The sequence below is a fragment of the Arsenophonus sp. PmNCSU2021_1 genome (assembly GCF_036919435.1).
GTDB classification, from domain to species: domain Bacteria; phylum Pseudomonadota; class Gammaproteobacteria; order Enterobacterales; family Enterobacteriaceae; genus Arsenophonus; species Arsenophonus nilaparvatae.
The window spans coordinates 844,897-859,378 of the sequence record NZ_JAZHPL010000006.1; the positions used below are offsets into that span (position 1 = coordinate 844,897).

The following is a 14,482-nucleotide window of genomic DNA, read 5'->3' on the forward strand; positions in this document are numbered from 1 at the left end:
AAGGATAATATGGAAATATTTTTTACCATCCTCATTTTGATTTTGGTGGTTTCAGTATCTGGCGTTATTACAAAAGTTATTCCGTTTCGTATACCGTTGCCCATTATGCAAATTGCGATAGGAGCATTGTTAGCGTGGCCGCATTTTGGTTTACATGTTGATTTTGATCCAGAGCTTTTTCTGGTTCTGTTGATCCCGCCGCTATTATTTGTTGATGGTTGGAAAACTCCAACACGTGAATTTTTTATCCTAGTTTTAGGCTTAGTATTGGTAACGGTAGTTGGAATAGGTTACGTGATCTATTGGCTGTTACCAGGTATCCCGCTTATTGCGGCTTTTGCATTGGAGGCAGTTCTTTCCCCTACTGATGCGGTGGCACTCTCCTCAATTGTCGGTCGAGGTCGAATACTGAAGCGGATGATGAGTGTGTTAGAGGGTGAAGCACTGATGAATGATGCCTCCGGCTTAGTGGCACTAAAATTTGCTGTCGCCATTGCTATGGGAACTATGATCTTTACTGTATCTGGTGTCACCCTTGAATTTTTTAAAGTTGCTGTCGGTGGTTTATTGATAGGTATTGCAGTGACTTGGATTTATAGCAAATCACTGCGCATTATAAGTCGCTGGAGTGGTGATGATCCGGCAACCCAGATGATCTTAATGTTATTATTACCTTTTGCCTCATATCTTATTGCTGAACATATTGGTTTTTCTGGTATTTTATCGGCTGTTGCTTCGGGCATGACCATCAGTAAAGCTGGGGTCATTCGCAATGCACCACTAGCCATGCGGTTAAGATCGGATAATGTTTGGTCGATGCTGGAGTTTGTTTTTAATGGCTTAGTTTTTATCATGCTTGGCTTACAGTTACCAGGTATCTGGGAAACCTCTGTTATTCAAGCTGAGCTTGATCCTAGTGTTGAAACTTGGATGCTATTTGTCGCCGTTTTCATTATTTATACCGCTTTATTATTGTTAAGGTTTAGTTGGTTATGGTTGATGAAGCGATTTAGTCGGTTGTTATTAAAAAAACGGCCGTTGCAATTTGCTTCTTATACTTATCGTGAATTGTGGTTGGCATCATTTGCTGAAGTACGTGGAGCAATCACCTTGGTAGATGTCCTTTCCATACCGCTATTTCTTACCGATGGTACCCCTTTTCCCGCTCGCTATCAGTTAGTTTTTATTGCCGCTGGGGTTATTATGCTATCGATTTTTATTGGCGTGCTTGCTTTGCCGCTTTTATTGCATAACTTTAAAGTGGGTGACAAACTGGCAGATATTAATGAGATGCGAATGGCAAAAGCGGCGATGGCGGAAGTGGCTATTGTCAGCTTAAATAAAATGGAAGAGCGCCTTTCGGCCGATGCTCAAGAAGCGCTAGATCCTGACGTTATTAATGAAGTTGCTTCCCGTGTTACTGGTTATCTGCGTCGTAGAACCGACGGTCAGGATGAAATGGAGCATAATTTGTTAATAGAAGATTTAGAGCGTCGTTTTCGTTTAACGTCGTTACGAGCCGAGCGGGCAGAGTTATATCACTTACGTGCAACGAAAGAGATCAGTAATGAAACCATGCGAACACTATTATTAGATCTTGATTTGATGGAAGCTTTGTTGATTGATAAAGAGCATTAATCTACTAAGAGACAGACCATGGAATTGTTAGTTATTACGACGCTGCTGTGGGCAGCGTCTTTTAGTTTAATCGGCGAATATTTAGCAGGCCAAGTTGATAGTTGGTTTGCTGTTTTAGTCCGGGTTGCTCTGGCGACAATGGTTTTTTTACCTTTTCTACGCTGGCGTGGATTGTCGTTGAAAATTATTTTACTTTATATGCTAGTCGGTGCTTTTCAGTTAGGTATCATGTATCTATTTGTTTTTCAAGCATATAATTATCTTAGCGTCGTTGAATTTTTACTCTTCACAGTGTTAACCCCGCTTTATATAACGTTATTTTATGATCTATTGGAAAGGCAGCATCTACGCTGGGGATATTTGTTGAGTGCAATGCTGGCAGTGATTGGAGCTGCTATCATTCGTTATGATCATTTGAGCGGATCTTTTTGGCTAGGTTTACTTTATGTGCAATTGGCGAATATTTCCTTTGCGATTGGCCAAGTTGGTTACAAAAGAATGATGGAAATTTATCCTATTCCACAGGGGCAAGCCTTTTCTTGGTTCTATATCGGAGCCTGTACTATAGCACTATTCGGTTGGATGATATTTGGTGATGTTAGTAAATTACCCACCACAAAAATACAGTGGGGTGTTTTAATTTGGTTGGGAGTGGGCGCTTCTGGTATTGGCTACTTTATGTGGAATTATGGCGCGACGCAGGTAGATGCTGGTACGTTGGCCATCATGAATAATATGTTGGTACCAGCCGGATTATTGGTCAATTTTGTTGTCTGGCAACAGCATCCCGATTGGCTTAGCTTTATTTTAGGTAGCAGTCTACTGTTGTTATCTCTTTGGGTACATCGGCATTGGCTCTATCGATCAACTTTAAGCAAGATAGATTGAACGCCAACAATTGGATCCAGAGTGACGGAAATGGTCGCCGCTAATTAAACGAAATTTGCCCATCGTAACAGGGATGGGCAATAATGATTAGCTACCAAAAAATTTATCTTTTAGTAGTTTAAGACCAATCGACGTTAAATCTAATTTTTCCGGTATTTTACCATCTGGGGTTGCTGTATTAACTAATTTAGGTAAATACTCTGCGATTAAGGAAGACGTTTGTTCTGAGTTTAAACCGACTTTACTGGCTAAGGCAGAAATATTACTTGTACCAAATATTGAGCTAATTTGCTCCATACTTACGGGTAAGTTCTCCCCTGAGCCTATCCAGGATTGGATAATTCCTCCAAATCCTTGTTGCTCAAATTTATTAATTAAGCCCCGAATGCCACCTTGTGTTTCAATCCAGCTTAAAATATTTTTATATTGATTAAATTTTTCACCACCAACCATATGGGTAAGTTGATCTAAAAATCCCATGATAACCCCCTTGCAACATCAAAATTGGTTAAACGATTGGTATCTTCCAACCTTTAAATTCTACAAGGTTAGAAATTATTAAAATCTTTGCTAGTCATACGTTAATAATAGTGAGTGATAAGCTAAAAATACAATAAAAGCCTTAAAAGATTTACCGGATCCTTTTAATTAATCAAGTGATTTTTATTTATTAAAAATACGATATGATCAAGCTAGCATAAATAATTTGATCATATTTTTGTGTAAAAGCAGCTTTTCATTATTGCTTTAAATGATCCCTATCATTAAAAGGTTATCATTTTATTATTAAATTAATGGATTAAATAAATTAAAAATACAGTATGGTGTAATTATGTCTGATGTTTTTCACTTGGGATTAACTAAAAATGACTTACAAGGTGCAACGCTTGCTATTGTGCCTGGCGATCCAAATCGGGTAGAAAAAATTGCCAAATTAATGGATAACCCGGTATATCTGGCTTCGTTACGTGAATTTACCTCATGGCGTGCTGAATTTAATGGTAAGTCGATTATTATTTGTTCAACCGGTATTGGTGGCCCCTCGACTTCTATTGCCGTTGAAGAATTAGCACAATTAGGCATACGTACTTTTCTTCGTATCGGTACTACCGGTGCAATTCAAAAAAATATCAATGTCGGTGATGTACTTATTACTACTGGCGCAGTACGTCTAGATGGTGCTAGCTTACATTTTGCGCCTTTAGAATATCCTGCGGTAGCTGATTTTAACTGTACCAATGCGCTTTATGATGCAGCTAAAGCAGCAGGGAGCACAACCCATGTTGGTATTACTGTGTCTTCGGATACTTTTTATCCTGGTCAGGAACGTTATGATACCTATAGTGGGCGCGTTGTTCGTCGTTTTCGCGGATCGATGGAAGAGTGGCAAAAGATGGGAGTGATTAATTCACGAGTTTCGCACCAATAAAAAAAACGCTCTATTTTTAAGTTTAATTCAGCATAATATATAAATAGAAAAAATCTCATAAATTAAAAATAACTTATTGTAATTTAAGTAAATTTATACGTCTTAGCAAGTTACAGATTAATTATTGTTCTGAAGCCATTTCTAGAATTTTATATGCCCGTGCGAAACTCGTGTAATTATGAAATGGAGTCGGCCACCTTACTTACTATGTGTGCAAGCCAGGGATTATCAGCAGGTATGATTGCTGGCGTGATTGTTAACCGTACACAACAAGAAACACCAGATGAAACATTATTACGTCAAACAGAAGGGAATGTTTTAGGGATCGTGGTTGATGCTGCTCGCCGGTTATTAAATTAAAAAGTTCTGCAGGTTTGGCTAATTTTTCGATAAAACGAGGATAACTAATTGTTATTTTTATGAAAATAGAGATAAATTTATTTTTTATATCTTTTTTATTTAATCGCTGTTTTTATTTGTCTTAAGTAATTCTCGTTTTATTTTTTTATCGAATGTATTTAGTAATTTTTATTTTGATAAATTAACGGATAATTTTTGTTATTTGGTATTTTTTAGTAAACTAATGAATGTTAATAGCCGGATAATAGCATAGAATAAAATAACTTAAATTTAACATTTTGTAAGTTAAATTTGCCGCATTATTATATTTTAATCTGACAATAATTTACATCATTGGCTGCATAATAACGAATGTTTAACTGAAATAGGAATAATAAATTGACATTGTCAGAGATTATTAATGTTATTACCGAATTTGCTCGCGACCATCAAATATTAGCTATCTTTATTGTTTTTATATTAGCTTTTGGCGAATCGTTAGCCTTCATTTCATTATTACTCCCTGCGACAGTGATTTTGCTTGGTTTAGGCGCATTAATTGGTGATAATGGGCTCACTTTTTTACCAATATGGTTAGCTGCTGCCTGTGGTGCTTTTTTGGGCGATTGGTTATCTTATTGGTTTGGCTTTCATTATAAGAACAGTGTACGCCATATGTGGCCAATTTCCCGTCGTCCTGAAATGCTCGATCGAGGTCATCTTTTTTTTGAACGTTGGGGAGTATGGAGTGTTTTTATCGGCCGTTTTTTTGGTCCCTTAAGGGCAGTAATTCCCTTGGTAGCGGGCATCTGTGCTATGCCTAAACATTATTTTCAACTCGCTAATTTACTTTCTGCTATGGTCTGGGCATTTGCTATTTTAGCGCCAGGGGCATTTGGTTTATCTTGGCTTGCTCAGTGGATGGGGTAAAATAGCCGTTAAATTTCATCCTGTGCTATTTGTTGACCAAAATAAGCAAAATTTATTCTGGACATTTATACAGTATACCACTAAGTTACTTTATAAAATAAAGACTATTTTAAGGAAACCAAGGTGGATATTCAGTTATTATATGCAATTATTGGCTTTCTTACCGGCACACTCTTCGGTGGTAGTTTGATTTGGCTAATTATCGCGCAAAAAATGAATAAAAAAGAGTCTGAATTGCGAGATTTTTACAGTATCCAAGCTAGCTATGAGGAAAAAATCACCCATCTTAAATATTGGAAAATTGAGTGTGAGCACCGTGATCAAGAATTAAGGTCACAAAGGGAAATTAATCGTAATCAAGAAGTTGAACTACGTGAAGTCATGACACGGCTTGAAGAGACACGGCTGGCTTTTGAAGAGAAACAGCGGCTGTTACTCAATACTGAACAGCGGTTAAATGTTCAATTTGAGAATTTAGCCAATCGTATTTTTGAACAAAATGAACGTCGAGCTTCTGAGCAGAACCGTCAAAGTTTAGTTGCACTGTTAACCCCTTTCCGCGAACAACTAGATGGTTTTCGCCGTCAGGTACATGACAGTTTTAGCCAGGAAGCGCGTGAGCGCCATACTCTAGCTCATGAAATTCGTCAGCTTCAGCAATTAAATGCAGAGATGGCAAAAGAAACGATTAATCTGACTAAAGCGTTAAAAGGGGATAATAAAATTCAGGGAAATTGGGGTGAGACAATTCTCTCTCGCATATTGGAAGCTTCTGGGCTAAGGCAGGGGCATGAATTTGAAACTCAAGTCAGTATTAATACCTCCAATAGTCGTTATCAACCTGATGTGATTATTCGTCTACCGCAAGGTAAAGATGTTGTTATTGACGCCAAAATGTCATTGACAGCTTATGAACACTATTTTAATAGCGAAGGTGAGCAACAGCGGGCAACGGCATTACGAGGGCATGTTAATTCAGTACGCAATCATATAAAAGAACTTGGCCGAAAAGATTATCATCAATTAAATGGGTTAAGATCGCTGGATTATGTATTAATGTTTATTCCACTCGAACCGGCTTATTTGATTGCTTTACGCGAAGCGCCTGAACTTATTGACGAAGGTTTGAGGAATAATATTTTACTCGTTTGTCCTTCAACTTTATTGGTGGCAGTTCGTACAATTAATAATTTGTGGCGTTATGAACGACAGAGTCAAAATGCACAAGTAATTGCCGAGCGTGCTGCTAGAATGTATGACAAAATGCGGTTATTTGTCGATGATATACAGGTGTTAGGTCAGAGCTTGAACAAAGCACAGGTGAATTATCAATCAGCGATCAAAAAATTAGCGGAAGGAAAAGGTAATTTGATTAGCCAGGCGGAAAGTTTAAAAGAATTAGGAATAGAAGTTAAACGCCCGATTGATATTGAATTTAGCAAACAGACTGCTAAATCATAATTAAGAAGAATCGTTAGATCGTAAATAAGATCTTACAATAAACATGATTACAATTTCGATTATTATAATGATTAAATGAGCGCAAATTATGGTAGATTCCAATTAAAGAAAGCACTTATTTTGGCTTTCGCAAAGTAGCCAAGGATGAGAAAGCGGATATGGTTGCTGCTGTTTTTCATTCGGTGGCTGCCAAATATGATCTTATGAACGATCTGATGTCATTAGGGATCCATCGAATCTGGAAACGTTTTACGATAGAAGCCAGTGGTGCACGCCGTGGGCAACATATTTTAGATCTCGCTGGTGGCACTGGAGACTTGACCGCTAAATTTGCCAAAATAGTTGGCGAAAAAGGTGAGGTTATTCTGGCTGATATCAACGATTCTATGCTGAAAATGGGGCGCGAAAAGCTCCGCGATCGCGGTATTGTTGGTAATGTTAATTATGTTCAGGCTAATGCTGAAGAACTACCTTTTCCTGATAACTACTTCGATTGTATAAGTATTTCTTTTGGCCTGCGCAACGTTACTGATAAAGATAAAGCGCTTAAATCAATGTTTAGGGTGTTAAAACCTGGTGGTCGTTTATTAGTATTAGAATTTTCAAAACCGATTTTTTCAGCATTAACTAAAGCTTATGATGCTTACTCTTTTCATATTTTACCACGAGTTGGTCAAATGATAGTCAAAGATGCTGATAGCTATCGCTATCTGGCTGAATCTATTCGCATGCATCCGGATCAGGATACTTTAAAAGCAATGATGGAGTTAGTCGGTTTTGAACAAGTTTCTTATACCAATATGAGTGGTGGAATTGTGGCCCTACACAGAGGGTTCAAATTTTAAGATGGATACCCCGTCAACCAGAAGCTATTCAAAAATCCCGCTATTACATGCCGGAATTGCTTCCTTTTTACAGCTTATGTTGAATAGATTTTTTTATCAGGAAGTGGCGTTGAAATCAGCCAGAGTAAGGTTGGTTGGCAAAGTGTTGGCGATTAATTTAAAAGAATTATCTCAACCATTGATATTTATGTTCTCTGAGCAACGAGTTGATGTAGTAAACCAGTGGCCAACACCGGCAGATTGCGTGATAAAAACCGCGTTAGTGACCTTGAGGCATCTTAAAGATAAACAGCAACTTTCGACTCTGATCAACGACGGTAGGGTTGTTATAGAGGGTGATATGCAAGTTGTGCAGCATTGGTTTGCATTACTAGATGCGACTGAATGGGATCCTGCTCATTATCTTGCTCCTTATGTCGGTGATGTTGTTGCCGAAGGGGTGAGTTGTTGGGTTAAAAAAGGTATAGTTGGAATAAATGGGTTGCTAAAGCAACAAAAAAAAACAGTTTAAAAATGTATTGGTGGAAGAATGGCGAATGTCTCCTAATACATTGGAAGTGCTAAGTTTTGCTGATAAGGTTGAGAAGGTGGTGGCAGATATTTCAGCACTGGAACAACGTTTAGCTAAATTGGAGGAAAAATATGAGACCAGGAGAAATTAAACGTCTCTATTTTATCGTTCGAGTATTTCTAAATTATGGTTTAGATGAACTCATTCCCAAAATTAAATTTACTTTACCCTTAAGGATTGGACGCCGTTGTTTTTTTTGGTTATCAAATAAGCATAAAGACAAACCCCTTGGTGAACGTTTACGTTTAGCTCTACAGGATTTAGGTCCGGTTTGGATTAAGTTTGGTCAGATGTTATCTACTCGTCGCGATCTTTTTCCAACGATAATTTCTGATCAGTTAGCATTATTACAAGATAAAGTGGCTAGTTTTGATGGCCGATTGGCTCGCCAACATATAGAACAGTCATTAGGTGGTTCACTTGAAACCTGGTTTGATGATTTTGATGAGGTGCCCTTAGCCTCGGCATCGATTGCTCAAGTACATACTGCAAAATTAAAACAAAATAATAAACAAATTGTAATTAAGGTTATTCGCCCAGATATATTGCCGGTTATTAAAGCCGATATAGGCTTGATGTATCGGCTGGCTAATTGGCTCCCTCTTTTCCCGGATGGACGACGTTTACGTCCACGAGAAGTTGTTCGAGAGTATGAAAAAACATTAATTGATGAATTAAATTTGTTGCGTGAGGCGGCGAATACTCTCCAATTAAGGCGTAATTTTGAAAATAGCTCCATGCTTTATATTCCTGAAGTCTATTCAGACTACTGTCGGGAAAATGTGATGGTTATGGAGCGTATTTATGGTATTCCAGTTTCTGATATTAACGCGTTAAAGAAACAGGGAATTAATATGAAGTTATTAGCTGAATGCGGAGTAAAAGTCTTTTTTACCCAAGTTTTTCGCGATAGCTTTTTTCATGCTGATATGCATCCTGGTAATATTTTTATTAGTCGAGAACATCCTGAAGATCCGCAATATATTGGTATTGATTGTGGTATCGTCGGTTCGCTGAATAAAGAAGATAAACGTTATTTGGCAGAAAATTTTATCGCCTTTTTTAATCGTGATTACCGTAAGGTAGCTGAATTACATGTTGATTCGGGATGGGTACCAGCAGATACTAATGTAGAAGATTTTGAATTTGCCATTCGAACCGTTTGTGAGCCAATTTTTGAGAAACCGCTAGCTGAAATTTCTTTTGGTCATGTTTTATTTAATTTATTCAATACCGCCCGTCGTTTTAATATGGAGGTTCAGCCTCAGTTAGTATTACTTCAAAAGACTTTGCTCTATATTGAAGGATTGGGAAGGCAGCTTTATCCTCAACTAGATTTGTGGAAAACAGCTAAACCTTTTCTTGAAGATTGGCTACATCGACAAATGGGTTTAGCCGCGATTATTAGTGCGTTTAAGGAAAAAGCACCTTATTGGGCAGAAAAAAATGCCAGAAATTCCCGATCTTATTTACGGAGCGCTTAAGCAGCATAAATATTTACAAGATAGTATCGATAAATTCGCAGTCCAGCTACAAGGGCGACAAGTAAAGCAAAGACAAGGGACAATATTTACTAGGAATTGGAGCAACTTGCTTGTTATGTGGTACTTTATTGCAGATTTTCGATTCAAAAATTGCTGCTATTGGGTTTATATGTTTCGGTATAATTTCATGGGCTATAGGATGGTATCGAACAGGTAAAATTGGCTAAAGTTTGTCTTTAAACATATTTATCTTAGGCTCTGCATGTTTCTTAGATAAAGTTAGTTGTATATAATATGGTTATACATAGTTGAACCTAATTTCGTAGAGGTATATATCAATGGGAACAACAATTGCTATGGCTACATTTGGTAGTCCCGGTCAGCTTCTTATTATTGCTTTACTGGTTGTTTTAATTTTTGGTACTAAGAAGTTACGCTCACTCGGCTCAGATTTGGGGGAGTCATTGAAAAACTTCAAAAAAGCGATGAGTGATGATCACAGTAAAAACTGATGATAGTAACAAAGCAGAAAAACAGCATACTGATGCTGATTTTGAACCCAAAAAATATTACTGAGAAAACAACGACGAGTCAGGACAAAAGAAACGGCTGAAAGTAAAAAAAAATAAAGAGTAGGGTATAAAACCGTGCTTGATATTGGTTTTAGTGAACTGTTATTGGTTATGATTATTGGCCTAGTGGTTCTTGGTCCGGAGCGTTTGCCGATAGCCGTCAAAACGGTTACCGGTTGGATACGTGTGTTGCGTTCATTGGTTGCTAACGTTCAGCATGAACTCTCACAAGAGTTAAAAATTGCAGGAATTGCAGGGAAACCTTGAGGAAAGGCAGAAGAAAAAAGCACAATTACAGACCCTTTCACCGGAACTTAAAACAATCGATGAAAGAATTGAGAGAATCTACGGAGCTATTAAAGAAAAATTATCAATCATCGAACAGTCGTATCGAAGAAGAATTGGCTAAAGTAAAAGCATTTACTAGCGATCTTGATGAAAATAGCACAACTAAAATAGATGAAGAAATACCGATAACAACCAATAAAACAATCTCAGCCAGCACAGACTGATCAGCTGGTAACCCGCGTCAGATAGTCCTACTAAAAGTAAAAATACGCTCAAATCTCCACCAGAGAAAGTAAAAAAGCGCTCTGATCAAACTAACGGTGAAAATTAGTCTATGTCTATCGATGATCCTCAACCACTTATTAGCCATTTAATTGAATTACGTAGACGTATTCTTTATAGCTTATTTACAGTTGCAGTGGGTTTTTTCTAGCTCTGGTCTATTTTTCCAATGATATCTATCATTTGGTTGCTGCACCCTTGATTGAACAGCTCCCCGTCGGTTTCTCGCATGAGTGCGACTGATGTGGCATCAACTTTTTTTTACCCCCTATTAAACTGACGTTTATGGTGGCGGTATTTATTTCTATTCCCAGTTGATCTTATATCAGTTATGGGCTTTTTATTGCTCCTGCCCCTTTTATAAGCATGAGCGGCGCTTGATGTTGCCCTTTACTGGTCTCCAGTAGTGTACTTTTTTACCTGGGGATGCTTTTTTGCCTATTTTGTTGTTTTTTCCTTTAGCATTTGGTTTTTTTTGTAAAAAACCACACCCAGAAAGTGTGAATTTCATTCCTGATATTAGTAAATATCTCAGCTTTGTTATGACACTTTTTATGGCTTTTTGGTGCGGCGTTTGAAGTTCCAGTTTGCTATTATTCTACTTTGCTGGACAGGCGTTACTACGCCCGATTCTTTAAAACGTAAGCGTCCTTATATTATTGTGGGGTGCTTTTATTGTAGGTATGTTTTTTGACACCACCAGATGTGTTTTTCTCAGACCCTATTGGCGGGTACCAATGTATTTATCATTTGAATTGGGCTTGTTGTTGTCACGATTTTTATGTTGGTAAGAGGGCAAAGCAGCAGATGATAAAAATTCGAATGAAATAATAGAATAAAACGCTATTTTTTTTAATTACAATCAATCACTTTTTCTTAAATTGTTTTATTATCTATTAGCTTAGCTACATTTTGATTAAGGATATTAAGAAGAATAAACTGAACGATTTTCACCATCAGGTTTCTGAATAAAATTGCTTTTAGGCCTTCAAAAATACCTTCAGTAATGATGATAGTATCACCTGATACTGGCGTCTTTGGTGCCACGATTTCTTGTTTAGATGCGGATTTTAGTTCATTAATAAATATTATCTGGTACGCGATAACACAGGATAGAGGCCAAATCGAATAAAAATGGCTAACCCCCTCTAGTTGAACGTATCGTTTGTGGTATGGATTTCTTTCAGGATTAAATTTAACGAAAAAGGTTAGTTTGGAAATAATGCTTCAGTAATTGTGATGCCGTTTTGCTTCGCACCATTTTTTTGTATTTGAGCTTCTGGCGTTAAGCAGATAACATGCTGTCTTTTTAGATTTTCTATTGCTCGCTCTATTTGGCCCGCGTTTTACAGTAAAGAAGATACCAATTTTCCATGTTATGGCTCAAAAATAAAATTACACTTTATCATTATATCAAAATTATAAAATTATTAAGATATGTCGCCCAGAACCAGGCATGATTAATTCTTTATGATTCAATTAATATAGTTTTATATGATGATCTAATAAAAGGTAGGGATAGATGGATATTTTTCTTCTTAGCAATGGTCGGATTAACTACGAATTCTCAATGGCTAAATTATGCAACATCACGTTTAAAAGAGATGTTTCAAACGTCGTCAGATCCGCAAAGCAGTATTAGTTCCTTTATGCTGTCTTACGCCGGTGATCATAATCAACGTGCGGCTGAGGCTTAGTCAATCATTAGGTATTGAAGTGGTTTCGATTGAACACTTTGAGTCGCCTGTAGAGGCGATTGAGTCAGCGGAGTGTAATTTTAGTTAGTGGAGGAAATACTTGGTGGCTAAATAAATGCCTGCATGAAAATGGATTGATCGTAGCCATTCAACGTGCTGTTTTTTGAACGTAATTATTTCCCTAGTATTTGGCTGGAGTGCAGGATGCAATGTCGCCACTCCCTTAGTATTAAGAAACCACCAATGATATGCCTGTAAACTAATGTAGTTGTAATGCCTTCCTTGGGGGCTATTTTCCAATACAAATTAATCCGCACTATATTGATAGTCATATTAGTGGGCATATGGGAGAAATTCGAGATGATCGTATTGCTGAGTTTTGTGTGAATCAATCCCCATGAAATTGTTATTGCCTTACGTGAAGGTAGTGGCTTACAGATTAAAGATAATGAAATACATTATTTTAGTGGCAAAAATGAAGGATTTAAGATTTTTCAGTAATAAACCAACATTTTTCCAGAGCAATTTGATACAAAAAATATTAAAAAAATGGGTTCCTTATCAATGTATTTAATTGCATTGTAATTAATTCAAAATATTCACTAATAACAGGACTGAACCTTTATTGGTAACCTGCATGGAACAATTTATAATGAAGCTCCAGCAAATTAAAAAGTAGAAAATATATAATGAAAATACCCTGATCTGAGAGATTTCATATCATTATTAGAACAAAAAAAAAGAAACTGAAGCGTATCAGCTATGAAGTCGATCCTTATTTAGAAATGACAGAAATAGCAGATAGAAACTCTGCGGGCCGGTGGGGCCTGCACTGTTATTTGAAAACCCTAAAGGGTTTTTTCTATGCCAGTTCTGTGTAATTTGTTTTGGGACCGTTTGAACGCGTTTGCGATGGGGATGGGGCAAGAAAATATCCAAGCATTGCATGAAGTTGGCAAATTATTGGCGTTTCTTAAAGAAACCGGAATCCACCTAAGGGATTCGCTGATTTAATCGACAAGTTACCAAAATTTAAGCAAGTTCTTAATATGCCAACCAAAAGGTTAAAGTCGGCAGGCCGGTCAAGAACAGATTTGGCAAGGTGACGATGTTGATCTATTTCGTATTCCCATAATGCATTTGTTGGCCAGAAGATGTCGCACCACTTATAACATGGGGATTGACGGTTACTCGAGGGCCTCATAAGACACGGCAAAATCTAGGGTATCTATCGGCAACAATTATTAACTAAAAATAAGTTTGATTATGCGTTGGTTTATCTCACCGGGGGTGGGGGCATTGGATTTTCAAGAATGGTGTAATAAAATATCCCGCTAAACCTTTTCCTGTCGCAGTAGCTTTAGGGGCTGATCCTGCTACTATTCTAGGCCGCGGGTGACACCTATTCCAGATACGCTTTCCGAATATGCATTTGCGGGATTATTACGCGGACACCGTTCAAACGGTTGTAAAATGTATATCTAATGAGCTTGAGAGGTACCGGCGGGTGCAGAAAATTATTATGGAAGGCTATATTGATCCTGAAGAATTTGCACCGGAAGGCCCCTTATGGTGATCACACTGGTTATTATAATGAAGTTGATAAATTTCCGGTATTTACCGTTACGCATATTACTCAACGTAAGTGATTCCTATTTATCATTTCAACTTACACCGGCCGGCCCCCTGATGAGCCCGCGGTTTTTGGGTGCTGCACTAAATGAGGTTTTAGTCCCCTATATTACAAAAAACAGTTTCCAGAAATTGTTGATTTTTTATTTACCTCCCTGAGGGCTGTTCTTATCGGCTTGCCGTAGGTAACAATAAAGAAAACAATATGCTGGGCATGCTAAGCGCGTTATGATGGGGGGTTTTGGTCTTATTTACGGCAATTTATGTATACAAAATTTTGTCATTGTCTGTGATGAAGATATTAATGCACGTGACTGGAATGATGTTATCTGGGGCAATAACAACCAGAATGGATCCAGCACGAGATACCGTTATGATGGAAAAATACCCCCGATCGATTATCTTGATTTTTGCGTCACCTATCTC

14 protein-coding genes and 6 pseudogenes are annotated in these 14,482 nt (G+C 37.6%); 18 read left to right on the plus strand and 2 right to left on the minus strand.

Annotated features, from left to right (window positions below):
- Positions 1 to 9: 9 nt before the first annotated feature.
- Positions 10 to 1,638 carry a Na+/H+ antiporter gene (locus V3224_RS17315; protein WP_334472015.1) on the plus strand — a complete coding sequence of 543 codons (1,629 nt, stop codon included), beginning with the start codon at positions 10 to 12 and terminating at the stop codon, positions 1,636 to 1,638.
- A gap of 18 nt (positions 1,639 to 1,656) precedes the next feature.
- The gene (locus V3224_RS17320; RefSeq protein ID WP_334472016.1) at positions 1,657 to 2,526 is read left to right on the plus strand and encodes a carboxylate/amino acid/amine transporter; all 870 of its coding nucleotides are present in this window, start codon (positions 1,657 to 1,659) and stop codon (positions 2,524 to 2,526) included.
- Between the two features lie 87 nt (positions 2,527 to 2,613).
- Here the strand turns inward: V3224_RS17320 and V3224_RS17325 are convergent, their stop codons facing one another.
- Complete coding sequence (locus tag V3224_RS17325; RefSeq protein WP_334472017.1) at positions 2,614 to 3,006, minus strand: YidB family protein; 393 nt, start codon at positions 3,004 to 3,006, stop codon at positions 2,614 to 2,616.
- Positions 3,007 to 3,358: 352 nt separating this feature from the next.
- Here V3224_RS17325 and udp point away from each other — a divergent pair.
- The 11 genes and pseudogenes from udp to tatC form a co-directional block, all read left to right on the plus strand.
- Positions 3,359 to 3,934 (plus strand): annotated as a pseudogene (gene udp / locus V3224_RS17330) (uridine phosphorylase); the annotation flags it as partial.
- Between the two features lie 180 nt (positions 3,935 to 4,114).
- Positions 4,115 to 4,315, plus strand: coding sequence for a hypothetical protein (locus V3224_RS17335; protein WP_442890607.1), 201 nt, complete (start codon positions 4,115 to 4,117; stop codon positions 4,313 to 4,315).
- Positions 4,316 to 4,693: 378 nt separating this feature from the next.
- Entirely contained in the window at positions 4,694 to 5,224 is a 531-nt protein-coding gene (locus V3224_RS17340) for a DedA family protein (protein WP_334472018.1), read from the plus strand.
- Between the two features lie 123 nt (positions 5,225 to 5,347).
- Positions 5,348 to 6,685, plus strand: coding sequence for a DNA recombination protein RmuC (rmuC, locus tag V3224_RS17345; protein WP_334472019.1), 1,338 nt, complete (start codon positions 5,348 to 5,350; stop codon positions 6,683 to 6,685).
- Positions 6,686 to 6,780: 95 nt separating this feature from the next.
- Positions 6,781 to 7,530, plus strand: a complete 750-nt coding sequence (ubiE, locus tag V3224_RS17350; protein ID WP_334472067.1) for a bifunctional demethylmenaquinone methyltransferase/2-methoxy-6-polyprenyl-1,4-benzoquinol methylase UbiE — start codon at positions 6,781 to 6,783, stop codon at positions 7,528 to 7,530.
- Between the two features lies 1 nt (position 7,531).
- A complete protein-coding gene (locus V3224_RS17355; RefSeq protein WP_334472020.1) occupies positions 7,532 to 8,041 on the plus strand; it encodes a ubiquinone biosynthesis accessory factor UbiJ in 510 nt (169 codons plus the stop codon).
- 10 nt (positions 8,042 to 8,051) lie between these two features.
- Positions 8,052 to 8,192 carry a hypothetical protein gene (locus tag V3224_RS17360; protein ID WP_334472021.1) on the plus strand — a complete coding sequence of 47 codons (141 nt, stop codon included), beginning with the start codon at positions 8,052 to 8,054 and terminating at the stop codon, positions 8,190 to 8,192.
- Positions 8,173 to 9,812: pseudogene (gene ubiB, locus V3224_RS17365) on the plus strand (ubiquinone biosynthesis regulatory protein kinase UbiB). Before V3224_RS17360 ends, ubiB begins: the two are co-directional and overlap by 20 nt.
- A 111-nt stretch (positions 9,813 to 9,923) precedes the next feature.
- Positions 9,924 to 10,161: pseudogene (gene tatA, locus V3224_RS30140) on the plus strand (twin-arginine translocase TatA/TatE family subunit).
- A 71-nt stretch (positions 10,162 to 10,232) separates the two neighbouring features.
- A pseudogene (gene tatB / locus V3224_RS17375) lies at positions 10,233 to 10,552 on the plus strand (Sec-independent protein translocase protein TatB); the annotation flags it as partial.
- Positions 10,553 to 10,779: 227 nt separating this feature from the next.
- Positions 10,780 to 11,518, plus strand: a pseudogene (gene tatC / locus V3224_RS17385) (twin-arginine translocase subunit TatC).
- An 85-nt stretch (positions 11,519 to 11,603) separates the two neighbouring features.
- Here the strand turns inward: tatC and V3224_RS17390 are convergent.
- Positions 11,604 to 11,774, minus strand: a complete 171-nt coding sequence (locus tag V3224_RS17390) for a hypothetical protein (RefSeq protein ID WP_334472022.1) — start codon at positions 11,772 to 11,774, stop codon at positions 11,604 to 11,606.
- A gap of 1,405 nt (positions 11,775 to 13,179) precedes the next feature.
- Here V3224_RS17390 and V3224_RS17395 point away from each other — a divergent pair.
- From V3224_RS17395 to V3224_RS17415, 5 genes and pseudogenes are all read left to right on the plus strand, one after another.
- Entirely contained in the window at positions 13,180 to 13,305 is a 126-nt protein-coding gene (locus V3224_RS17395; protein ID WP_334472068.1) for a hypothetical protein, read from the plus strand.
- A complete protein-coding gene (locus tag V3224_RS17400) occupies positions 13,289 to 13,438 on the plus strand; it encodes a hypothetical protein (protein WP_334472023.1) in 150 nt (49 codons plus the stop codon). The genes V3224_RS17395 and V3224_RS17400 overlap by 17 nt, the downstream gene beginning before the upstream one ends.
- A gap of 166 nt (positions 13,439 to 13,604) precedes the next feature.
- On the plus strand, positions 13,605 to 13,676 hold the full coding sequence (locus tag V3224_RS17405; RefSeq protein WP_334472069.1) for a hypothetical protein: 72 nt from the start codon (positions 13,605 to 13,607) through the stop codon (positions 13,674 to 13,676).
- A 232-nt stretch (positions 13,677 to 13,908) separates the two neighbouring features.
- A complete protein-coding gene (locus V3224_RS17410; protein WP_334472024.1) occupies positions 13,909 to 14,073 on the plus strand; it encodes a UbiD family decarboxylase domain-containing protein in 165 nt (54 codons plus the stop codon).
- Positions 14,074 to 14,263: 190 nt separating this feature from the next.
- A pseudogene (locus V3224_RS17415) lies at positions 14,264 to 14,482 on the plus strand (3-octaprenyl-4-hydroxybenzoate decarboxylase); the annotation flags it as partial.